The following is a 23,079-nucleotide window of genomic DNA, read 5'->3' on the forward strand; positions in this document are numbered from 1 at the left end:
CACCCGACGCGCCGACCGACGACGCGCCCTCGCATGCTGAGCTGGCCGCACGCGTCGACGAACTCGAAGAGGCGCTCGCCGAAGCCACCAGCGAGGACGACAGACGGAAGATGAGCATCATCGCGACGAAGGGGACGCTGGACATGGCGTACCCGCCGCTCATCCTCGCCAGCACCGCCGCCGCCTTCGGCTACGACGTGACCGTCTTCCACACGTTCTGGGGGCTCGACATTCTCCACGAGGAACGCTCGAAGAACCTCAAACTCAGCTCCGTCGGCAACCCCAACATGCCCGTGCCGAACGCCGTCGCCGTGCTCCCCGGCATGGACCGCGTGACGACGAAGATGATGGAGAAGAAGATCGCGGACAACGACACCGCCACCATCGAGGAACTCATCGAGACGAGCCTCGACATGGGTGTGGAGTTCCAGGCCTGTCAGATGACCATCGACCTGATGGACTACGACGAGGACGACTTCTACGACGGCGTCACCACGGGCGTCGGCGCCGCGACCGCCCTCCAAGACATGGCCGACGCCGACATCCAACTCCTCGTCTAATCCTCCATGAACGAACTCGAGAATCCGATTCCCCAGATTGTCGAGGCCGTCGCGGAGGCGGAGGGCGTCGAGCCAGTCACGCTCGAGCCGCCGCTAGCCGAGATCGTCGATCCGGATGCAATAGACCGGTTGGTCGAGCATTCGACGGCGTCTGACCTCGAAGTTCGATTCGCGTATCGTGGTCACGACGTCATCGTCGACGACAGCGGTCGTGTACAGGTCGACTGAAGCAGACCGTCATTTCTCTCACCATACCCCGTACTTCACCAAAACCGCCTCAGCGGCGCCGTTTGGTTTCACCGGATGCTCGGCGATGAGACCAGCCATGTGTATGCCTGCCCAAGTTGTTCCGCAAGGGCAGGTCATGAGGATGTCAGCCCTCATAGCCCTCACCCTCGATTGGGCCGCTGAAGACGCCATAGAGGAACTTGAAGTACCATAGTACCAGCAGTAACACCGGAAACCCGAGGACAGTCACGAGATTCAGCGCCAGCGGCGATACGACTGCTTCTCTAACCAGCAGCCCGGTTGACGGATAGATCGTCGGATAGAGCAGAATTGCGATCAAAATCGTCAACAGTGCGGGGAGGGCCAACGCGCTCGCCAGCCAGGCCCGGTACTGGCCGCGTAGGGCAAGCAGGCATCCACCCAGCCCCACGGCTGCCGAGAGGGCGACGACTGCAGCCACGGGAAGTGAGAGGACCGTGTCGGCAGCGCCGCCCGCATCGCTAAGGACAACAGTTCCAAGCAGCACGATCACCCCAACAAGGTACGCCAGTGTTGCGCCGACACCGTACACACGCAGTTCCGCAGCCAAGCGGGGCTCGGTTTTGGCCGCGAGGAACGCCGCACCAGTGACGATCGAGACGGCGACCAGCCCAACGCCGGTCAGCACCACTGGCAGCGTTGCGGTGCCGAACAGCCAACGGCCGGCAAGCATCCCGAACAGCAGTGGCGCGATAACGCTGCCGCCGACGAAGGCGTAGTCGGTATATCGCTTCCACCGTTCGTCATCACGCTGCTCGCGAAGTTCCGGGCCGAGTCCCCGGAACACCAATGCGAGGACGAACCCGATTGCGAGCAGGTAATTGTCCGCGAGGAGACGAGCGTAGACGCGCGGGAATGCCGCCAGCAGCATCGTCCCGAATGCGACCAGCCACACCTCGTTCGCGTCCCAGACCGGGCCAAACGCCGACAGTAACGTCTCTCGCTCGTGTTCGTCCGTTCGGGTCGCATACAGCATTCCGATTCCGAAATCGAAGCCATCGAGGACGACGTACATTCCCAATGCGAACAGCACTGCGCCGAACCAGATCTCCGGCAGCGACTCGACGAGGTAGGTATCAACAGGTATCAACTGATCAGTCATCTTCGCTCACCCACGGGATCGGACCACGCCAGCGGCTTTCATTCGACGCTCGGACTCCGAGTGCCTGGAGTTCCTTCCGGACTAGCCACTTCAAAACGTACAGGGCTGTCAACACCAACCCGACGTAGACGACGACGAACCCGACTAGAGTCAGTGTCGCCTCGGCCCCGGTGAGCGTCGATGACACCGCCTCGCTCGTCTTGAGTTCGTCCTGAATGACCCACGGCTGTCGGCCGATTTCGGTGACGTACCAGCCGGTGAGCAACGCGGCGTAACCAAGTGGCGATGCAGCGATCATCGCCTTCAGGTAGCGTGTGCTGTCAGACAGCCGCCCGCGGTACGTGAGGTACCCGCCCCACAGCGCCAGCCCAATAAACAAGAACCCGAGCCCAACCATAAAGCGGAACGACCAGAACACGAGTGCTACGGGGGGATTCTCCTCGTACTCATTCAGTCCGATGACCTCGGCGTCGAAGTCCCCACCGCTGGCGAGGAACGACCCAATTGCGGGAAGGCTCACAGTGACGAGGTTCTCGGCTCGCGGGTCAGTGAGTGCTTCGGGGGACTTCGGAAACGCGACCAAGTGCAGGTCGGCCTGCCCCGTCTCATAGTGGGCTTCCATTGCGGCGAATTTCTGTGGCTGTGTGTCCTCGACGTGGCGACCGTAGGCGTCGCCATGGACCGCCTGGAACGGTGCGGAGACGATCAGGAGTACGACAGCTAGCTTGAGAGCGGTGTTCCATGCTTTAGTGTCGGGCTTTTTCCATACGATGTACGCCGAGACACCCGCGACTAGTAGTGCAACCGATATCACCGACGCGTTCATCATATGGACGTACATCCAGGGCATTCGCGGAGTGAGGAACGCGGTGAACGGGTCGGTCAGTTTGGCGACCTCCATCCCGTTGCGGGTGACCATCTCGTAGCCTCGTGGAGTCTGCATCCAAGCGTTGACGATTAGGATCCAGAACCCCGACAGCCAAGCGCCCACGCCGACGAGTACCGATGAGATGACATACGTTCGGTCTTCAACGCGGTCGCGGCCGTACAGCAACACGCCGAGGAAGACGGCCTCCAAGAAGAACGCCATCTTCGCTTCGAAGGCCAGCGGGCCACCAATCAGTTCACCGGCCACCTCGGCGAATTGTGGGAAGTTCGTGCCGAACTGAAAGCTCATCGGAATCCCCGTAACTGTACCCATCACGAAGCCGGCGGCGAACACCTTCACCCAGAACGAGCGTAATCGCGCATACTGCTGCTCGTTCGTCCGCACGTCTTTCCAAGTGAAGTAGATAATGAATGGTGCGAGCCCGATCGAGAGAGACGCGAAGATGATGTGAACAGAGATCGTCCATCCGAACTGCATCCGGCTCGCAGTCTCTGGAGAGAGCAACGCTACCAATCCCAAGTCGACGGCGGACAACAGTGTTGTTGGGCCCATGCGGGAAATACTACGAGACACTGCCTAATAAGTCGTCAGGCGAGTCCCAATTTGCGAACTTCAGCACAAAACTATATTTGTAGAACCAAAATTTATTATAGTTCTTCGGTAACTCAGCAACATATATTATCATATTAGTTTTGAAGAATGAGAGATAGAGTGCGAAGTGACCGGTTGAGGGGACGAAAACCGATATTGTGACGAGAAAATCAGTCCCATCGGAAGGATGAGTGGCCAGGTCGACGGTGGGAACCCAGATACTCCCGCCTCGCCGGCAGCAACAGACGATAATGATTCGTCACGGGGGGACTGCTTAGCCAACAATCAGCCGCCTGTTTAGTCAGTGTCCATTAACGTAGGTGTGCGTCCAACAGAGAGGTGTACATTGAAAAAATCAAATCCACTCCGATCCGAGGGCATCAAATAACCGCTCGACCTCAGCGTGAGTGTTGACCGCGTGAACCGACGCCCGGACGGCGTCCGGGGCCGGCAAGGTGCGAACGACAATTCCCTCCGACGCGAGTCGGTCGACCGTCCCTTCGGGGTCATCCACGTCGATAGTCACGAGTCCCGACTCGGGGTCCGCTGGACTGAGAAGCCGGTTGTCTGGAATTCCATCGGCCAGCCCGCTGACCTATTCCTGAATCCGGGCAGCGATACGGTCGACTCCCACTTCATCTATCGCCACGATTGCTTCCGCCAGGGAGACGTGTGGGGCCGGGTTGGCCGAGCCGACCTCGAAACGGCGAGCGCCGGCTGCGAAATCGTAGGGGTCTGCAGTCGGCGTCTCGACGCTTCGGTACCCAACTGTAGTGGGTTGCAGGGAGTCAGCAGCTCTCCGGTCGACGTAGAGGAAGCCCCCGCCCCACAGCCGCAACAGCCACTTGTGGCCGGCCGCCGCGACGGCGTCCGCCCCCCACTCGCCGACGTGCATCGGGAGCTGTCCCGGCACCTGTACGGCGTCGACGAGCGCGAAAGCGCCAGCTTCGTGAGCGATGTCCACGAGATCAGCGACGGGCAATTGGGTGCCGTGCGTCCAGGTCACGGCACTGAAACAGGCCAGGCGCGCGTCGGCGACGGCCTCGGCGAAGGCGTCGACGTCGACGCGGCCGTTCTCCGTCTCGACGACGCGAACCTCGACGCCCTCCTGTTCAAGGCGTTGCCACGGGAGCGTTCCGGCCGGGTGCTCGAGGTCGGTCCGCACGACGGTGTCGCCGGGCTCCCAGTCGATGGCGGTCGCGACGGCGTTGATACCCGCGGTCGTGCTCTCCGTGAGCGCGATCTCGTCGTCGTCCGCACCGCCGAAGGTGGCGACGCGCTCCCGCACGCAGTCGTAGGCGTCGAACGCCACCTCGTAGGGGTCCCTTCGCGTGCTCGTTTCGTACTCGTGTGACTGCACGAACTCGTCGGCAGCCTCGACGACGTACTGAGGGCTCGGCCCGTGAGCGTCGAAATTCAGGTAGACGTCCTCGTCCAGGGCGGGCGTGTCGGCGCGGAGTTCTTTGGGAGTCATCTCGTTGTCTGACTATACAATACAATCTGGCTCGGTCACGCTCCGTCGACATCGACTGGGAGGTGACCGCCCCGAAGAGACCGGCTAGTGAGAGTTCTCGGTGGATTGCGCACGGCCGAGTGCGCCCGCAAGCGCCAGCAGGTAGCCCAGCCCGTACTGGACGTCCGGATCACGTAATCCGCGCAGCAGGCCGACGGCCCCGACCTGGTCGGGGGAGCTCTGCTCCGCTTCACCGACGCTCGCCAGCAGCGTTTGGATGCCATCGCGGGTATCGTCGTCCGCGGCCGTCTGCGCGACCTCGCCGACCGCAGCACCGGTACCGGCCAATGACGTGACCATCTCGTCGTCGAGCGCCGCGGTCGCCAGCGATCCGACCTCCGCGATTTCGGCCAATTCGTTTAGCGTCCCGCTTTGCTGAAGCGCGAGCAACGTCTCGAGGGCCTCCCGCAGGTCGTCGCCGTTCTCCCCAACCGTCTTGGCCAGTGCCACGGTCTCGTCCGTCGCGAGGCCGTCGGCGGACTCGACGAGCGACGATCCCGTGGCCGAGAGCTCGCGAACCATCTCGTCGTTGAGCGCGCTCTCGCCCAGCGAGAGCACGTCCAGTAGCTCGTTTACCGCGTCTAGATGCTCCACGAACTCGGCGACCGCCTCGGGGTTCCGTTCGATCGCCGCCTCCAACTCGGAGTTCTGCGGTTCAGACATGGTCAGAGCAGCCCTCGTGCAGTCAGCCAGTAGGACTCGTTGTACGCCAGCTTCGACCAGTGGAGCTTCTCCGACGGCGGCGCCGGCGACGGTTGCTTCTCGTAGTCGAACTCGACGAACGACGCCGCGTCCATCCCCGTCTCGAGGAAACACAGCGTCTTTCCGTCGTAGGTCGCAGTCGCCGGGCGGCCGCGGATCTCGCTGGCGAGGCGCTGGCCGACGACGCCGGCCTGGTAGTGGGCGACGCTGCCCGCCTTCGGGGCGCCGGTGTCGGCCGTGTCGCCGAGCGCGTAGACGTTCTCGGCGGCCTCGGCCTCGAGCGTGTGTTTGTCGACGTCGACCCAGCCGTCGTCGCCGAGACCCGCCTCTTCGATGAAGTCGACGCCGCCGTGGGGCGGAATCGTCACGAGAAGGTCGTAGTCGAGTTCGGTCCCTTCCATCGACGTGATACTCTCCGCCTCGGGATCGATCGACTCGGCGTTGAAGAACGTCTCCACTTGGATCTCCCGTTCCTCCATGAGGGGGCGAGCCCACTCGGCGATGTGGGGGTTGCCGTGGACGCGCTGGATCGGATACGTGTACGTGATATCGACGTCCTCCCGGAGGCCGCGTTCGCGGAGCCAGTCGTCGGCCATGAAGACGAACTCCAGTGGTGCCGCCGGACACATGTGCGGCGTCCCGACGACGCTCAACACGAGGTCGCCCTCGGTGAAAGCCAGCAGTTCCTCGCGCAGGTCGGTCGCGCCCGACTCGCTGTAGTAGTCGTGACCGCCCTCTGCGAGACCCGGAACCCGATCGGGTTCCAACGTCGATCCGGTCGCCAGGACTAGGTAGTCGTAGCTGATTGATGGGACACTCCCGTGGAACTGAAGCTGCTGGGCCTCGGTGTCGACGTCGGACACGCGATCGATCCGGAGGTCGACGGCGTCGTCGACGAGGTCCTCGAGCGGACGACGGCCGTCGTCGGGTTCGCGCTGGCCGAACGGCACGTACAGCCAGACCGGCTTGTAGACGTGGTCGGGGTCGTCGTTGATCAGCGTGACGCGGACGTCGCCGGCGTCGAGTTCGGATTCGAGTCGGTCGGCGAGGTCGTTCGCGAGGACGGTCCCACCGGTCCCGCCACCGACGATGACGACGTGCTCGGTCATGTTTTCTCCACGTAGAACGCGTTGTGGTCGTCGCGCTTTTCGACCGCCAGTAGTTCGTTGCCTGCTTCCTCGACCCACTCGGGAACGTCGGTGAGCGACTGGCCGTTGTCGCTCAGCAGTCGGATCACCTCTCCCGATTCGGCGCTCCGAATCTCGCCGATGAGGTCCATCAATGGGCCGGGGCATGCTGCGCCTCTGGCGTCCACGGTGGCGTCAGGCTCGATCTCAGTCATTGAGAGGTCACAGACAGTAGTTGGAACTGCTACGTATTAGTATTGTGTGTAAGTTCCAAGTTCCTGAAAACAAGTGAATGTGGAATAGGCAACCGAGAGATCATCTCGAAATCGTCGAGTAAGCGCGTTCACCGCTCGAATACCAGCGCATAGTGATACGTAGGCAGCTCGACCTGGCGGTCGAGCGTGAACGCAGGGGTGGGAAGCACGGCGTCTTCAGTCTCTCTCGGCGTCACCCGGAGTTTCGTGGGGGGCCCCGCGGTTCAGTTCCGACAGTCGTCGTTTCGCGTGGGCGATCCTGCCAGATGACGATGATCAGGCTTCCGCCGGGTTCGGTCACCTGGAACGCCCGCTCGATCAACTCCGACTGGTCGTCGACGCCGCGAAACGTGTTTGCCACGACGAGCGTGCTGACTGAGTCGGGAAGGGCGCCAGTCAGGTTCCGGGCGTCGGCCAGAGTTTGCTCCACCAGTCCCAGTCGGGGTGGCCAGTACTCTGGAAGCGTCCCATCCCTAGGTGGATCCCGAGGTATCCACTCCCAGCAGGCGGTACAGGAGACAGACTCGAACGAGCCCAGTTCCGGCGAGAACGAGACCCAGCAGCGTTAGCGCTGTGCCAACCACCGTCCCAACTCCAAGCAGCCCCCCGAGTGAGGCCAACCCGACAGCCGCCAAAGCCACCCCGATGACGATCCGGATTCGTCTGTCTGTCGTACCAATATTGTTCTCCATGCCCACAGATACACTATACTATCACCTAAGTCTTTCCCGTCGGATTCCCCGCACCACCCGAGCAGTCCGGCACAACCGCCGGACTGGAGGCGTTACTGACCGAGCTGGGACTGCCACCGTGCTGGGAGCTGAGCGTAAACGACGGCGTTGTCGACGAGTACGTCCGTCGGAACGTACTCGTCCGGCGCGTGGACGGTGTCGGTTCCGAGTGCGAACTCGACGGTCGGGATGCCAGCATTCCGGAGTTTCTTGGCGTCGCCACCACCCGTAGCGCTCCGCCTGAAGACACGATCGCCCGTGGCCTCCTCCGCGGTCGACGCGACGGCTTCGACGAGTGGGCTGGCGGGTGCTTCGGCCGTCCCGACGCTCCATGAGACGTCGGCGATCGTGATGCCTTCGCAGTCGGCGACGCACTCTCGAATCTCCGCGAGTACATCGGGCGTGTGAACACCTGCGGTCAGTCGCACGTCAACTTCGGCGCGTGCAGACTGCGGGACGGTGTTTATCGCGTCCCCGCCCTCGAGGACGCCGAGATTGATCGAGGGATACCAGAACAGCTCTCGAGCGACATCCTCGCCCATCGATGGGGCGTAGTATTCGACTGACTCCTCGACGATCGGAACTATGTCAGCGGCGATCTCGAGCCGCTTGGTGCCGAACCGCTCGCGTAGAGTCTCGACCGCGTCGTAGAGTCGGTCGATAGCATTGACGCCGAGTACCGGCCGGGAGCCGTGAGCCCCTTCGCCGCTGGCTTCGAGCGTCAGCCAGATGCTGCCCCGGTCCGCGACTGTGACCGAGTGGCGGCCTTTCTCGCAGGTCGGTTCGCCAATCACGCATGCGTCAGCGTGGAGATCTCCAGCGTCCAGTACCGCTGGCAAGCCGGCGTCACCACCCACTTCCTCGTCGCTCACGAACGCGAATTGGAGGTCGACAGGTGGCTCTGTGTCGGTGGCTGTGAAGGCCTGAATTGCGAACAGCATCGACGCCACGGCACCTTTCATGTCGGTTGCACCGCGGCCATAGACGTGTTCATCGACGCGCTCGCCAAGTGGAGCGTGGGACCAGGCTTCTGCTTCGAACGGCACCGTATCGAGGTGGCCGTTATATAGCAGTGTGTGATCAGACCCACCCGGTAGTCGAACGAGCAGATTCGGCTTTGCTGGATCAGCTACAAAACGCTCCACTTCGACCGGAAGCGGGTCGAGGAATTGTTCGATTTCGGCGACAATATCACGCGTGTCGCCGGGCGGGTTCGACGTATCAATCGCGAGAAGGTCGAGGGTGAGCCCGACCAGTTCCTGTCGATGAGCTCGGACGTACTCGGACGGCGTAGCGTCGCTCATTCGTCCGCTACCTTCCCCTCGAGGACTTTCGCCGCGGTGAGTATCGGGTCCCAGACGGGGCTGAACGGCGGTGCATATGCCAAATCGACGTTCTTGAGATCGGTCACGGTCATACTAGCCGTGACCGCCGTCGCCACCGTGTCGATCCGTTTCGCTCCCTCCCGACCGACAACGCTCCCGCCCAGCAACCGGCCGGATTCCTGGTCAGCCACCAGCGTGACCGTGAGCTCTGCGCCATCGGGGTAGTAGTGAGCCCGCGTCGGTGCCGATATCGTTATTGAGACGGGGTCAAAGCCCGCGTCCCGTGCCCGTTCCTCGTCGAGGATACCCGTCCGGGCGGCGCCGAGGTCAAACGCCTTGACGATGGCCGTTCCGGCGATTTCCCCGACCGGTTCCGGGTCGCCGACAACGGTCTGGCCGATTGCACGGCCGGCGCGGTTGGCAGTCAACGCCAACGGTACGTGTTCCGGCTCGCCGGTCACGACGTTGCGTGCCTCCGTGCAGTCGCCCGCAGCGTAGATGTTCTCGTAGTTCGTCCGCCCGTATTCGTCGGTCGCGATGGCTCCGGTCTCGCCCACCTCAATGCTGGCGTCCGCCGCGAGATCGGTGTTCGGTTCAACACCGACGCCGACGATGGCGACGTCGGCGGGATGGGACTCGTCGTCGAGCACGACGCGCTCGACGTGCTTCGTACCCTCGAAGCCCGAGACTGCAGTGTCGAGGTGCAACTGGACGCCCTGTTCGCGGAGGTGGTCCTCGACAACCTCGGCTACCGCGTCGCCGAACGGTTGGAGGACGTGTGGCAGCATTTCGTAGAGGTGAACGTCGACGCCGCGCGCCGATAGCGCCTCGGCCATCTCGATGCCGACGTACCCGCCGCCGACGATAGCTGCGGAGTCCGGTGAGTATTCGGTGACGTAGTTCTCGATGGCGTCGGCCTCGTTCATGGCGTGGATCGTGAACACGCCGTCGAGGCCGAGCCCGTCGAACGGCGGTACGATAGCGCTCGCGCCCGTCGCGATGAGGAGATGATCGTAGGGCTGGTCGAACGTCTCATCATCACGCTCGACGGTGACGGTTTCGCCCTCAGGGTCGATACCGACCACCTCGTGGCCGGTTCGGATGTCGACGTCACGCTCGTCGCGGAATTCCTCGGGCGTCACGGTGACGAGGTCCTCCAAGTCTTCGACCTCGCCCTTGACGTAGTAAGGCATCCCGCAGGCGGCGTAGGAGACCCACTCGCCCTTCTCGAAGACGACGACGTCCAGCTCCGGGTCTTCGCGCTTGGCCTTGCTCGCGGCGCTCATCCCCGCGGCGTCACCGCCAACGACCACGAAGGTGTCGCTCATATCTCGGTGTTGGTGCGGTGGCGTCAAAAGTATTTCGCGGTATTCACAATATTACTAGAGGCTCCACGGATGCTCAGAGCGATCTCACTCGAAAATCGACCCTGTAGCTGGCGCAGTTACGGAAGCCCGCGAACTTGTCCACTTCGTGACGCAGCAGACACGGTTCGCGTTGATCAACAACATCCTCCAGCACCCCAAACAGCTCCCCTCGATGTACGAACTCGAGGAGCTCAATCCCAGCGTGAGCGAGGCGACCGTCTACAAACACATCCAGAAGCTAATCGACGCTGGCATCGTCAGGGAAGTCCCACTCGACGACGATCAGCGCCGGCAGGGTTACCCCTGGAAGTTCTACGGACTCACTGTGGAGGGACGTGAGTTCCTTGACGATCATAACCTGCTCACTGCGGAGGAGACCCTCCAGCAGATCTACGAGACGATCTCCGACAAGCCCGAGAAAATGGTCAAGTACGAGAACGCCCCACGTCCGGACGACGCGTAACTTCGGAATCGACTCGCTTACGGCTCCTGATTACGTTTCGATTTCGTAGTCAGCCGCCAGCTCCTGGAACTCGTTCCACTCCGGGAGTCGGTCGTCGTCGACCTCGCCGTGCGTCTCGAGGTAGCGGAGCAAGGCGTCGATCTCGTCTTCGAGGCCATACTTCGCCGCCTGTTCCCGGAGGTCCGCCTCGTCGACGTCGACACCGACGACCTCCCCGCGCTCGGGGATTTCGTCACCGTCTCCCGGGGCCCCACCACCGGGAAGGTGGACTTCTTCTGCCAGTCCGAACCGGAGCTCAGAGACGCCGGACTCGACGAGACGCACCCCTCCCGCATCGTCCGTCGACCGAGTCACATCGACGGGTACGACTACCGGACGTCGGACTGGGAGACCGCCAGGACGAACGGGAAGGACGTCTGGCTGCTGGACCCCGACGAGCTCTCCGGCGTGCCGGACACGATAGCCGCATTCTCGCGGCGGTCGACGACCGACGACGCACGCTCCGTCGAGGACGCCACCGACGAGAGAGGAGACTCGAACCTGATCGAGTACCTGCGAACGGGAATCACCGAGCACGACCTCACGGACACGACCACGTTCGAGGCGCGCCCGCACTGGTACCGTCCGCCCCGTAAGGACCCGACCCGCGTGCTGGTGCAAAGCGCCGGACGAGACGGGTTCCGATTCGTGTTGAACGAGGCGGGCGTCCGGAACACGAACGCCTGCTACGGCCTGTACGACATCGGCCTGACCGATCGACGGCTGAAAGCGCTCCTCGCGTACCTGAACAGCGGCGTCTTCGCCGACGTCTTCCGCGAGCACTACCGCACGCTCGACGGGGGCTTCAAGAAAGCCGAACCGGGAGACTTCGAGAGCGCCCCGGTGATCGACCCGACCGAACTGGACGCCGACCGGGTCGCCGGGCTCGCGGACGCGTTCGACGCGCTCCGAGAGACTGCCCGCGCAGGCGGGGACACCGATTCGGTGCTGGACCGGATCGACGCCGAACTTCGCCGCGCGCTCTGAGACCCTCCCGGCGACGCGCGGGACGGCGGTCGGAGACGAGTGCGGCAGACTCCCGTTCGGTACGCCGCCGAGCGCCGACACACCGCGACTGCGAACGATCGGGAAAGACGGCTCTGAACCGCCGATCCGACCGGCGGTTCGACGGACGCGCCGGCACCAGATATTTGCGGATCGAACGGAGTCATATAACCGGATTCCGGGACGGAGGCGACCCGCATACGCGGACCGGATGAGTTAGGAAGTTTCCGACCCCCCCGAAAACACCCGGCGAAATAACTATTCGGGCGGTAGATGGTCTGAAGTGAAGAATTCACACGGTTGCGGACCGTGCGTACTACGTATGGGTTGGGGCGGATTCGAACCTACATTAGAGTTGACACGTCTTGCTTCGCTGCGACGGTCAACTCTAATGAGATTCGACGTTCGTCCCTCGCTCCTCCGTCGCTCGGTCCTGCACGTCTCACCGCCGACTTCTCGGTACCGGGCGGGATTCCGTTGCGTCTTCGACGGACGGATCCTGCCGGGCTTCCGAACGCTGGTGAAGGCAGCAGAGCCTCGCGTCAGAGACCACGTGCTCGCTCCTACGCCACCCTTCAGGCACAGAGAAACCATGCCTGTAACGATTGCCGAAGCGATTGACGCGTACCTCACAGACAGACAAAGCGAACTCTCAGACAGTTCGTTGCAGAACCACCGCTACCAATTGAAGCAGTTTCGCCTGTGGTGTGGGGGTGCCGGTAATGTTGACAACATTGAGGATCTCGACCCGATCGACGTGTCCCGGTTCCGCCGGTATCGCTCGCAGGACTTGAATTCGAATACGATGTACAACCAGCTTGGGGTGCTCCGCTTGCTCCTCCGCTTCGCACACAGAATGGGGTGGGTTGAGGAGTCCCTTCCCGATTCGGTCGTGCTTCCAACACGGTCCGGCCGGTCACGAGACACCGATATTGATCCGGACCGCGTTGCATCAATTCTCGATGACCTGGAGCGATACCACTACGGATCGGTCAATCACGTGATACTGTCGCTCTTATGGACAGCTTCACTCCGTATCGGAGCCTTGCGCGCGTTAGATGTCGGTGATGTCCACACCGGTGACCAGTGGATGAATATGGTTCATCGACCGGAAACCGACACTCCGTTGAAGAACAAAGGCGGGTCGGAACGCGAGATTAACCTACACGGGTGGGTGGCTGACGTGTTGCGGGCGTGGATTGACGATCGTCGTCCAGGGGTGCAAGACTCTCACAGCAGGGAACCCTTGGTTGCGACTCAGTATGGTCGTATCGCGCGATCCTCGATACGGTCCAGGATTTACAAGCTGACTGCCTGCGGCCGTGTCGATGCTGGGTGTGTGTGCGGGTCGGACCCGATTACCCATTGTGACGGTGTCGTGTCACCACACGATATCCGTAGATCATCGATCTCCGCTTGGTTGGACGATGGGACTGACCCTACGCTCTTAAGTCAGCGTGTTGATACTTCCAAATCAACTATGTCAAAACACTACGACATCCGTGACGCAACTCAAAAGCGAGAGTTGCGTAAAGACGCATTCAATATGTAGGGACGAGTGAACGACTGACAGACTTCACCGGAGCCGTTCGGAATGGCACTGCGTCATAAGCGCTGCTTGGCCCTCACCCGATTCCGGCGGTCAAGGGTTCGTCTTACACCTCAGGTCTCACTCGAACACACGACGCGTCTTCTGGATTCCAAAGAACCCGCGAGGGGATCGGCGCTGCAGGATTTGGAACCCCAACCTTTTCCCCTCGCTCACCCCTCCCGCGTCGGGGTTCGCGTCGGGCAAAAGCTTGACCAAAATGCTTGGTCCGAGGGTTCTCAATCATCTTCTGAGCTCCATTGCGTCCGCTTCGGCTGGCGGTTCAATCCGCCCTTCGAGAGGCAGTGACAAGAAGGTTCATGCTGGCCCGTACGGGCCGGTATGGTGCTTGTCACGCATGTTGGTACAGGACTGGGGTTGCCAGTAGTGCTCGCTTCTGACGGCTCTGCTCAATCGTGAGCAATGCTTACCGGCCATGTGTGTCCGCTCCTGGACTTCACTCGCGCTTCCGTCACTTCGTCGAATTCTTATTCAAATTCTGTCAATTCATCCTCTAATTTGTCTTCGTCTACCAGTTCCTTTGTGACGTCCTAAGCGCTGTTTGCTCGGAGGAGTCTCGCGGACCCTCGCGTCTCGTAGTTTGACCAATACATTGATGCGTGTATGTGATAACACGAGTTTTGTAAAAACGACTTTACAAGCAATGAATAACACGAGTGAAGTGGGTAGTGGAGACGGTTCGGAATTGGCTCTAAAAGCCAAGCGGAAAGCTGGTCTCGCACGCGGTGATCTTTTCCAGGATATCATTGGGGGGATCTGCATGCTATCTGTTCTATTAGGCGATTCGAAAGCTGTCAAGATCGAAACGCCGTACGATGAGGACGATAGATTTGATGATATCATTTTAGAGACGGAGGAGGAGACTATCTGTATTCAAGTAAAAAACGGACCAGATTACCGCTTCACCGAAACCGATCTCAATGGCGGCTCAGGTCGATTGAATGTTGAAAAACTGGTTGAATCTGCGAAATCAAGGCGGAACGGAGATGCTGGGTCCCGGTTTATCGTATTCACGTCGTACAATGCACCTCAACCGTCCCATGTTCCATTAGCATGCGATGGCTCAGAGTTTCGCTTATTCGGTGGGTTGAATTTTGAAACTCAGCAGCTCGCAGATAGACCAGGAACAGTCTCGGAAAACACCGAAATTGAATTCATATTTGAGGTTCCCGGTGTTGAATTGGACGAGGAGGAAGAGGCTTTTCAAGGGTTGAAGACGACAAAGATATTCGACCACGTTCTTGATGAGGTCAGGCCGGTTTTTGATGATAGGGTCAATCCAAGAATCTCGGATTCTGAAACATTGGTCGAACGAGCGATAAGCCTTGCAGCTCGGGCCCGTGAAGATCCAGGACATCGCCTAACCCGTGATATCATTGCTGATCGGTTAGAGGTATTACCCTCTGTTCAAGAAATCCCCCAAGTATTTCCTGTGGATGAGGACTGTATAATCCCTGACTGGATTTACGATCTCCGAAGTTCAATGGTAGATGGTGGGGAGCGGCATCTCATTGAAGGCGAACCAGGAAGCGGGAAGTCTACAGGCATAGAGCTACTCCACAATAGTTTGGAGGAGAGGGATTCGTTTCGAACAATCAGATATAATCTCTTTTCCCCCTCGGATAGACCATCAGAAGCGAGTGATCGGATTGATCCTGAGTGGTTCCGTGATCAGATAGCAGCACAGTTACGAAATAAATTCCCAGGGGCATTCGACTCCGATAACACTCCAGTGTGGACGGGAACTGATGATTTACAAAATCACATTCATTCCGTAGCAGATTGGGCCAAGGAACACAATCAGCAGGGTATAGTTATGATTGATGGGTTAGATCATGCGCTTCCGAATCCGGAAGGGATGAACACCCACGAAGATATTGAAGGCACGATAGTAGATGAAATTGGGAAGTTAAGTATCCCAGAACCGCTTCGGCTTCTGCTGGTTGGGCGAGAACTGTCGAAAAAAGCTAAACAGACACTGTCAGTAGATAATCAAGAACCAGTACCGGCTTGGCAAAGAACTGAGATTGAAACCTATTTTGAACAAAATGGTGTTATTGTCGATTCCGCACTTCTCGACTCGGTGTATAGAGTATCCAATGGGCTTCCGGTGATACTGTCCCACCTCTTACGAACTGGTCGATCTAATCCTGGAAGTATAGAGGACGGCTTGCGTTCAGCAGTGGCCGATGCACCTGACGTTCATGGGGAATTGAGAGAATACTACGAACGAATATGGGAGCCGGTGAGTCCACATTCACGTGATGTTCTCTCATTGATCGCAGTTAGTCCGACGGCCATGGAGGCGGAACTCGTATACGAAATTCTTGATCTTCCTTGGATTCAAAATAAGGCTGAGTTGGAGAGCGGGGCACTTGCTCACACACTGGAGCAAAGTGATTCAGACCTGTATCATATATTCCACGCTAGTTTCCGTGAGTTTGTCATTGAGGAATTGAGTTCGAATGAGAAGGAAGAGATTCATGAAAGCTTGTACAAGTTTTATTTCGAAAAATCTACTGCCTCACCGTCTTATCAGACCAGGTTGCGATATCATGCTGAACATGGACCCGGTCTGGAACATCTCCGTGTTTTGGCTTCTGAAGATAACATTTTGCGCTGGTGGCGTGAAGGCGCTCATATCAGTGAGATAACGGAATCGTTAGAGCTTGCATTTGAGGGTGCAGTGGAAGCTGGTGACTACGCAACCGTCTTTTATTGTACGATTCTCGGAGCTACAACTCATGGTATGCTGTCCGTCTATGTCGATGATCGATTAGAGTACTATATTGCGTTAGGTGATGGAAACAAAGCACTCAGGTTCCTTGAACAGACTCGGGAGAATTCGCCTGGGAGCGGTGCTGTTCTTGACGCTATGCAATCCATTGCCCTTGTCTGGCCTGAGAAGTTAGATCCCGATTGGCTCGAAGAGTGGTTTGAGAACAACCAGGGAAGGGATCAGTCCTTTGACTGGAAACCAGAAGCGTATTTTGATACTGCTGCAAGAATACTCCCTCCTGACGATTTCTGGCGGCACGCCAGCGGTATAGTGTCAGGCGAGTCAGAAGACCAGTTCACATATCAGGTATTAAAGGGTGTGAGGGAAAACCCAGTTCACCTCCAAGAGCGACCTGAACCACCAGAGTGGTTGTTTGATGACCTGGCAAAAACCCTAGAAGCTTGCGAGACTATTGGTTCACAGCTTCCCGCAGAGTGGCAGCATCGGTTCCTGGAGGAGCTTTCAACATACAACGACTTATCTGCACCAGCGCTTCATACTGTCCTGAAGTGTGGGGCTGATGAAGACAAGGTAAAACGAAGTCTCGACTTGATCCAGTTCGGTGATGCACGAAGCATCAATGAGGACTATCCGCGGTTCAGTGAGGCATACTACGTCGGAGCAACACTAGCAGATCTCGGGTTTACACCCGATGCCCTCTTGACCGAGGTAGATGACATGGCCAAGGAACAACCTCGCATTCGGCAACTCGTGGCTATCATTGGTGCCGCTACAACGAGGAAAGCGAGTACTGAGACAACTAATTGGACTGATGCCACGCTTACATTCATTCGAGATTTGCTGGAAAACCGTCAACTTGGCTCCCCAGAACCAGAGAATTTTGCAAGAAATCAATATCGGACATTACTGAGAAAGACCACGCACGAGTTCGTTGAAGTTGTCGATGAAGGCACGGACGAATTAATCGATGATGTATTAGACATCGCCGATCCAGAACGTTACCAGCCGTATTTACTGAGTAAATTGGCTGAAGATATGCGGCGTGTAAGTGATGCACACCATCCAGAGGACCAGCATATATCGATGTGGGAGGAAAGATATCGTGACCTTATGCGAAGAAAGCCCTCAGGGGAGCCGCCATCAAGAGAATTAATGGATCTTGCGATCCGAGCTGCTGACTCAAATGAAATGGGCTATGCCGAGAAGTACTTCGAGAAAGCAATAGAACGAGGGTTTCGATACGGATATCACAAAGATATTCTCCTCAGTGACATTTGGGAGGGTCTCCTCCATGTAGTCGAGGATGATTGGGAGTCTCATGAAGGAACAGCGATTCAGCTAATCAATTGGGCGAACCTTCTCCATCAAATTACAGATGGTGATGAAACAAGTCACTTGGAATACGATTTTCTATCGACGCTTCTTGATGAAAACGCAGTCGATTACCATTCTGTGGCTCATACTGTGAGGGAAACCGGAACAGCACGACGATTGCGAAAATGGCGACTGCGGAATCCGGACGGAATCACAAAAGAGGAACTTGAAGAAATAATTCAGATACGCGAATGGAAGCTCAGAGCTCGTCCACATGCAACCCAAGATATCAGGTATTTCGCCAATGCTGCGTTGATTGCTGCCGAACAAGAATGGGACAGCACAGTGAAACTAGCGTTACGCTGTATGAATAGAGGTGAACGCGTTGGCAATGGTGTGGGTAAGGGGAAAGCTGAGAAGATTCGAGAGCTTGCAGAAACGTTTGATGTCCGGATCCCCGAGGACATAGTCTCCGTTGAAGACTCCGATGATTACGGAAAAGGTGACTTACAAAGACCACCTGACCTGACAGAGAAAATACATAAAACACTTGCAGCACATGAATTTGAGGACCCGATCTCTACGGGGGAACTAGACGAATTCTCTCCAAGTGAATTGGAGAATGCCGGTAAGGCAGTAATTCAAACCAGGCAATACAACCCTTCGGTAGTCGCTCCTATCGCGGAAAAACTTGTAGAACACGGTAGGGAAGATATTGCCAGTTCCTTAATCGTGAGTTCAATTACTGAGTGTCGATTGCTGACCTGGAGCTGGTACGGACACGGACGGTTCGAATTGGTATGCGAGGTACTACATGATATTGAGGGGGAAGACGCTCTGAAGTTGGTCCTTAATGCGTGGCAATCGAGCGATCTGGACTCAAGGACTAATCAGTGTATTTTCCCACAATTAGTCTGGATTGTAAAACACACACGTGGTCAGGTTGCTGCAGAAGAACTGATCGAACAAAGTGTATGGTGGTTGCGAGAACTCCTAAAACCACATGAAAACGAGGTGCAACACTGGGGTGCCATAGAATCTCCCCCGTCAAATTAGAATAAATAGCCAGCACTGTTCGACAGCATTCTTATCGGGGGAGTTTGATTCTACCACTCATGATAAATTGGTCTCCAATCGTTTCGTCAGTGGGGATTGCTCTAGTATTAATAGGAACTCTCGTCCTGGCTCTCCCTGATCTTCCTCGGTTTCTGCGAATTAGATACTACAAGAATTCTCGATTACTCCGAGACTATTACGAAGCGCGAGAGTACGTCCTCTCAGCTAAGAGGGGGCGTAGATTCACGTTTGAAGACTATGTTATTTGTTATACGTTCATCGACTACCTTGATATGAACTATAGGAGCGATATTCCAGATAACACGCCTGAAAAAATCGAGACGGGTGCTGTGACAATCAGGGCCAAGGAAGAGGACGGATGGAACGAATATGATTTTCAAATGCCTCAGAGATCAATAGTGGAACTCTTGGATCTGACTCTCGAACGTGAATGCCGTATAAGTGGAATTGCTATTGCGCTGATTGGGACGCTTCTAGCAATCATTGGAGTTCTACTTTAGACGATATTGTTACAGAGGTCATGCTTTTCCGGCGTTCTTGGCCCAGTACTAGACGGCTTTGTCGTCGTCGGAGGAAAGGACACCGTCGCTCGTAGGCCGCCATCAAGAGTATGACCCTACCAAGTTTCCGGGCATTTATCTGGAACACCGAGAGTAGGCGTAGAGAAAACGCCATTGACGCCACCTGTCCGTAGCGTCTGAAAGTAGTCGCGGATCATCGCCATTTCGACTCAATACTCGTCCAGTAACGGAGTCCGAGAACAGACGTGTGCAGCAGTCCTTCACCTGCTGGGGCTGATACTTGTCGCGGACATCTTCAAGATTCTCTCAATAACAGAAGGGTAAAACGTCCTCCATGAACTCACCCCTCGGCAACGAGAAATTCTTGTGGCCGCCATTAAACGGGGGTATTACGATAATCCACGAGGATGTTTATTGACCGATCTCGCCGAAGAGCTTGAGGTCAACAAATCGGTGATAAGTGGCATTCTACATCGAGCTGAAGGCGAAATCATCAAAGACGCTATCGGCGACCCACGCGGCCACCAGTGAGGTGATTCGTAGAAGAATGAGAGATGATCAGCACGAGATATACACACTGTATCTCGCACGGGTGTCCGGATCCTCGTTGAACTGGAAGAAATTACAGTGATCAATACGCACTCTTCAGCGACCGGCTGTTTCAGGCGAAATGAGTTTGGAGAATAGCATTTCAATAGAGCCGTCACTACATATTTACCAAGGTATCGATACTAGAACACCCAGACTTGACACAGGAAATCGATCTATGCATCTTTTTTCGACTTCATTGAGGCCTCTCGGATTGTTTTGTAGGCAAGAAGTAAGGGTGAAATCCCGAATATGATGTATCCAATAGCAGCAATAACTAGGCCGGTCAGGAAAACCAAACTCGAAGTGAGAACGATAGCTCCAATTACCAGAATCCCGGAAAACGTCAACATACCAAGCGCGAGTTCAGCAGCGATGAATTCATACGTCGATTGCGCACTCGTAATCGTAACCGTTTGGTGCTCTGTGTTTTCCGGCGTCATCCTGACGCTAGATCCTTCTCGCTCAAGAGTCGGGATTTGCTTAACAAACGGCCGCATAAACACTTCAGTCAACACGGTCATATAGAGAGCCACAGCAGGCAAACTCAGCCCAATGAATTGCAGTAATTGAAACCCGAATTCATCAACTAAACCATTCATACTGATCCCTGTTACTTGGCTTCCTTCCTGCCGCCAAGAGAAATCGTTTTTCATATGAATTACCAGAGGTGCATCGGCTTGCCTGGCAACCACCCCCCACCCTACTTGTTTAATAACACCCACCGGATTTTTGTATACATGATGTCATCGAATATCACCCCTCGGGAAGTATTCATAATGTGGGCACGTCATTCAGTACCGTGGATGATGTTATTCTTTGTACTGTTCACAATCACAGGCTACGCGTTGATGGTCTAAGAACGGTGTGAGACGTGCAGGTACAGGTGTATGGGAATAGGTTCAACCAATACTACGTCGGCGGCACCCATACATCCTGTAGAATCTCATTATCTTCCGCCATAACACTAGAGCGGCTTTCGTTGTTCGAGTTTTGTGCCTCTTGAAGCATCCGTAGCACGCGGTCGATCTCTTCTTGGATAACGACGAGAACCCCCCACATTCGTCAGTTGGACACACCGTTCCTACTTCGTAGATGTCCTCATCGTACTCCAGTAGCCGAAGAAGGTAATGTGTACGGGAGTAGCATTTCCGTTTTTCCCTCAGAATTACAGAACAGGACGTGAAACGGTTTCCCAGTACCGTCGGGATTTCGGGTCCACGTCATAGTCAAAGTCAACTGCTACGACTGAATAACCCCTCTCAAATAGGTTCTTGTTTTCCAAGAAGAATTCGTAAGTCCATGCGTCAATCTCACCGGAGATCACAAGAAACCAATCTAACGGTACCCTGTGGTGAAATCGCTTAATCCCGAAGCGATATGTTCGGTTTTGGTGGGGTCACTATAGTGATACTCTTTCGTGAGAGGAGCAATTGTGTCCAGTGGACTCATTAACCATATGGACGCTCACAATCTAAATAACGTTGAGCCTCTTGATTCCCCGTAGAATAGTCCACATCAGAATGATGAGGCTCGCGTAAGAACCACTCCCCTAAGGAAGATGTCTGTATGCCAGCGGTATCACTAAAGATAGCTTGTCAAATATTAGGTGGCGTTGTCGTATTGTTGTTGTAGAAGTTCTCCGAATTCTGCCGCGTCCCGGAAAGCTGTCTCGCCATCGGGATCCGCTTGCCGCTCAACCACTTCACTTACGTCGCCGCTGGCTTCCATCTCGGCAGCTGCTTCTTCGAGGGCTGCCTCAGCCTCGTCAAAGATCGAGTCCACAACGCCCTCAGCATTCTTCTCCGACTCCGGCCCATTTCCATCCTGGAATACCTTCGACCAACTTCGATCATCCGGAAGGTATTCGATTGAGACGATAGTGCTTTCCGTGACAAAGATTGCTCCTACAACTAACGATCTCCTCCGGTCTTTGTCCGGATCTGTGACGGCGTTAATCGGGACCACCGCGACGAACTTCCCGCTGGTGTGGAGGGCGTATAGTTCATCATCGGTCAGGGGCCGAGAGGGAAGGCTGGAAACTAATGCCATATTTGCCAATCTCATCACCGGTTTATGGTGATTTCGCTTCTGACGAACGATCAAGATGTATAGTAATGGCTTTCAAGCCCGGGAATCCGGACAGACATCATTATACTCGCACGCACGGCACTTTCCAGCCTTCTTAGTCGGTATCGGTTCACGTTCGTCCCGCCAGTAGCCGAGAGCCCAATTAAGATCCTCCAGGTACTCTACCTTGGAAAACTCGGAGAGATGAAGAACAGATTTCGGTGACTCAGTCAGCTCCTGGTCTCCGAGCTCCCATTTGTCATAGGTGGCGATAATCGACTGTTGGAGTTCCTTGCCACTTTTGGGCGCAAGTGATTGTTCGTGACTGAGGATAGCAATCTTCAGATTGTCTGTCTCGAATCCCAAACTATCGAGGATGAATCCGTAAAGCCACGCTTGGATACTCTGATTCTTGTACAGGTGATCTGGTCTCGATGTCGTCTTTCGCTCAAAGATCAGCTGTGGCTTCTGGCTCTCGAAGAGCACGGCGTCCGGGATTCCACCGATGAGGAAGTCGGCTGCCTCACCAACGAACGGACTCTCCACGATTATTTGTCGATCGCCAGTCTCCAGTGTGTTCCAGAATTCTTCGTCAGAAACCTCCTCGGAATCCTCTGCCGCTTTTTCGTGAGTCTTACTGCCCCGTGTCTTTGCTGGGGTTTCTATATCTCCGTGTTCGCGTGTGAGGTCAACCTTCTTTTCGCAATAAAATTGGCCGGCAATCCGGCTTGGTGCGAGTGAAGAGCCTTCAGATGTCGCCAGTTGCTCGAAGAGCGAGTCGTGTTTCGCCCGAACGCTCTTGATGCTCATGCACCGAAGTTGCACTTCTGGGGCTTAATCGCTACTCTTGGGTGATACGTACAGCGGACCTCTATTCAACTGATGTAAGATTGCTAATTAGTGAATCGTAGCCCCCGTCCAGTTTTCGATTCCCTTGCTCCAACCCACCTTCAAATGCTACAGTCGGGTGACGCCACGCGATCCAATCACCTGGGTCGGAAACCATTTTGATGTGACTATGCTGGTTGTCCTCGTGATTTAGCGGATTCCGATTCCTGGACTGTTGGTGAGAGCAACCACAATAACTGGAGGTGTCCGTTTTGTTGGGTCCGTGTTGGTGATCTTCTGGGGGATACATTACAGAGTGGTCGTCATCAACGTGGAGATCGCCTCTGTTCCTTGCACGCGGAGTACTATCACTCGCGGCAGTTCGACGATGGAGTAG

General features: G+C 56.6%; 18 protein-coding genes and 4 pseudogenes. 8 read left to right on the forward strand and 14 right to left on the reverse strand.

Features of this window, described 5'->3' with window-relative positions; genetic code table 11:
• A partial coding sequence (locus U4E84_RS04110; RefSeq protein WP_322530831.1) for a DsrE/DsrF/DrsH-like family protein occupies positions 1-560 on the forward strand: 560 nt, incomplete at its 5' end.
• A gap of 6 nt (positions 561-566) precedes the next feature.
• Positions 567-788, forward strand: coding sequence for a HalOD1 output domain-containing protein (locus tag U4E84_RS04115; RefSeq protein WP_322530832.1), 222 nt, complete (start codon positions 567-569; stop codon positions 786-788).
• Positions 789-933: 145 nt separating this feature from the next.
• On the opposite strand, the gene U4E84_RS04120 is transcribed toward U4E84_RS04115, so the two are convergent.
• The 10 genes and pseudogenes from U4E84_RS04120 to U4E84_RS04160 all read right to left on the reverse strand — a co-directional run bounded on the left by U4E84_RS04120 (position 934) and on the right by U4E84_RS04160 (position 10,389).
• Positions 934-1,929: a cytochrome d ubiquinol oxidase subunit II gene (locus tag U4E84_RS04120; protein ID WP_322530833.1), complete on the reverse strand. Its 996-nt coding sequence runs from the start codon at positions 1,927-1,929 to the stop codon at positions 934-936.
• The gene (locus U4E84_RS04125) at positions 1,922-3,370 is read right to left on the reverse strand and encodes a cytochrome ubiquinol oxidase subunit I (RefSeq protein WP_322530834.1); all 1,449 of its coding nucleotides are present in this window, start codon (positions 3,368-3,370) and stop codon (positions 1,922-1,924) included. The genes U4E84_RS04120 and U4E84_RS04125 overlap by 8 nt, the downstream gene beginning before the upstream one ends.
• 394 nt (positions 3,371-3,764) lie before the next feature.
• Positions 3,765-4,883: pseudogene (locus tag U4E84_RS04130) on the reverse strand (aminotransferase class V-fold PLP-dependent enzyme).
• Positions 4,884-4,967: 84 nt separating this feature from the next.
• Positions 4,968-5,585 carry a DUF1641 domain-containing protein gene (locus tag U4E84_RS04135; protein ID WP_322530835.1) on the reverse strand — a complete coding sequence of 206 codons (618 nt, stop codon included), beginning with the start codon at positions 5,583-5,585 and terminating at the stop codon, positions 4,968-4,970.
• Between the two features lie 2 nt (positions 5,586-5,587).
• A complete protein-coding gene (locus U4E84_RS04140; RefSeq protein WP_322530836.1) occupies positions 5,588-6,733 on the reverse strand; it encodes an FAD/NAD(P)-binding oxidoreductase in 1,146 nt (381 codons plus the stop codon).
• Complete coding sequence (locus U4E84_RS04145; protein WP_322530837.1) at positions 6,730-6,966, reverse strand: sulfurtransferase TusA family protein; 237 nt, start codon at positions 6,964-6,966, stop codon at positions 6,730-6,732. The genes U4E84_RS04140 and U4E84_RS04145 overlap by 4 nt, the downstream gene beginning before the upstream one ends.
• 128 nt (positions 6,967-7,094) lie before the next feature.
• Positions 7,095-7,476 (reverse strand): annotated as a pseudogene (locus tag U4E84_RS18955) (hypothetical protein).
• Positions 7,477-7,478: 2 nt separating this feature from the next.
• Complete coding sequence (locus U4E84_RS04150; RefSeq protein ID WP_322530838.1) at positions 7,479-7,697, reverse strand: DUF2892 domain-containing protein; 219 nt, start codon at positions 7,695-7,697, stop codon at positions 7,479-7,481.
• A 92-nt stretch (positions 7,698-7,789) separates the two neighbouring features.
• Positions 7,790-9,040, reverse strand: a complete 1,251-nt coding sequence (locus tag U4E84_RS04155; protein WP_322530839.1) for a M20/M25/M40 family metallo-hydrolase — start codon at positions 9,038-9,040, stop codon at positions 7,790-7,792.
• Positions 9,037-10,389, reverse strand: coding sequence for an FAD-dependent oxidoreductase (locus U4E84_RS04160; RefSeq protein ID WP_322530840.1), 1,353 nt, complete (start codon positions 10,387-10,389; stop codon positions 9,037-9,039). The genes U4E84_RS04155 and U4E84_RS04160 overlap by 4 nt, the downstream gene beginning before the upstream one ends.
• A gap of 94 nt (positions 10,390-10,483) precedes the next feature.
• Between U4E84_RS04160 and U4E84_RS04165 the strand changes: the two genes are divergently transcribed.
• The gene (locus U4E84_RS04165; protein WP_322530886.1) at positions 10,484-10,891 is read left to right on the forward strand and encodes a MarR family transcriptional regulator; all 408 of its coding nucleotides are present in this window, start codon (positions 10,484-10,486) and stop codon (positions 10,889-10,891) included.
• Between the two features lie 30 nt (positions 10,892-10,921).
• Here U4E84_RS04165 and U4E84_RS04170 read toward each other — a convergent pair.
• Positions 10,922-11,092 (reverse strand): annotated as a pseudogene (locus U4E84_RS04170) (transcriptional regulator TrmB); the annotation flags it as partial.
• Positions 11,093-11,155: 63 nt separating this feature from the next.
• Between U4E84_RS04170 and U4E84_RS04175 the strand changes: the two are divergent.
• The 5 genes and pseudogenes from U4E84_RS04175 to U4E84_RS04190 form a co-directional block, all read left to right on the forward strand.
• Positions 11,156-11,917, forward strand: a complete 762-nt coding sequence (locus tag U4E84_RS04175) for a hypothetical protein (protein ID WP_322530841.1) — start codon at positions 11,156-11,158, stop codon at positions 11,915-11,917.
• A gap of 610 nt (positions 11,918-12,527) precedes the next feature.
• The gene (locus U4E84_RS18960; RefSeq protein ID WP_345785495.1) at positions 12,528-13,487 is read left to right on the forward strand and encodes a tyrosine-type recombinase/integrase; all 960 of its coding nucleotides are present in this window, start codon (positions 12,528-12,530) and stop codon (positions 13,485-13,487) included.
• A 718-nt stretch (positions 13,488-14,205) separates the two neighbouring features.
• Positions 14,206-18,654 carry an ATP-binding protein gene (locus tag U4E84_RS04180; protein ID WP_322530842.1) on the forward strand — a complete coding sequence of 1,483 codons (4,449 nt, stop codon included), beginning with the start codon at positions 14,206-14,208 and terminating at the stop codon, positions 18,652-18,654.
• A gap of 59 nt (positions 18,655-18,713) precedes the next feature.
• Positions 18,714-19,175, forward strand: a complete 462-nt coding sequence (locus tag U4E84_RS04185) for a hypothetical protein (protein WP_322530843.1) — start codon at positions 18,714-18,716, stop codon at positions 19,173-19,175.
• A 372-nt stretch (positions 19,176-19,547) separates the two neighbouring features.
• A pseudogene (locus U4E84_RS04190) lies at positions 19,548-19,727 on the forward strand (helix-turn-helix domain-containing protein); the annotation flags it as partial.
• A gap of 233 nt (positions 19,728-19,960) precedes the next feature.
• Here the strand turns inward: U4E84_RS04190 and U4E84_RS04195 are convergent.
• The 3 genes from U4E84_RS04195 to U4E84_RS04205 all read right to left on the reverse strand — a co-directional run bounded on the left by U4E84_RS04195 (position 19,961) and on the right by U4E84_RS04205 (position 22,664).
• Complete coding sequence (locus tag U4E84_RS04195; RefSeq protein WP_322530844.1) at positions 19,961-20,509, reverse strand: hypothetical protein; 549 nt, start codon at positions 20,507-20,509, stop codon at positions 19,961-19,963.
• Positions 20,510-21,389: 880 nt separating this feature from the next.
• Positions 21,390-21,836, reverse strand: a complete 447-nt coding sequence (locus U4E84_RS04200) for a hypothetical protein (protein WP_322530845.1) — start codon at positions 21,834-21,836, stop codon at positions 21,390-21,392.
• Positions 21,837-21,908: 72 nt separating this feature from the next.
• The gene (locus tag U4E84_RS04205) at positions 21,909-22,664 is read right to left on the reverse strand and encodes a PD-(D/E)XK nuclease family protein (protein WP_322530846.1); all 756 of its coding nucleotides are present in this window, start codon (positions 22,662-22,664) and stop codon (positions 21,909-21,911) included.
• Positions 22,665-23,079: the final 415 nt, after the last annotated feature.

The sequence above is a fragment of the Halorubrum sp. AD140 genome, from assembly GCF_034497445.1.
Taxonomy (GTDB): Archaea; Halobacteriota; Halobacteria; order Halobacteriales; family Haloferacaceae; genus Halorubrum.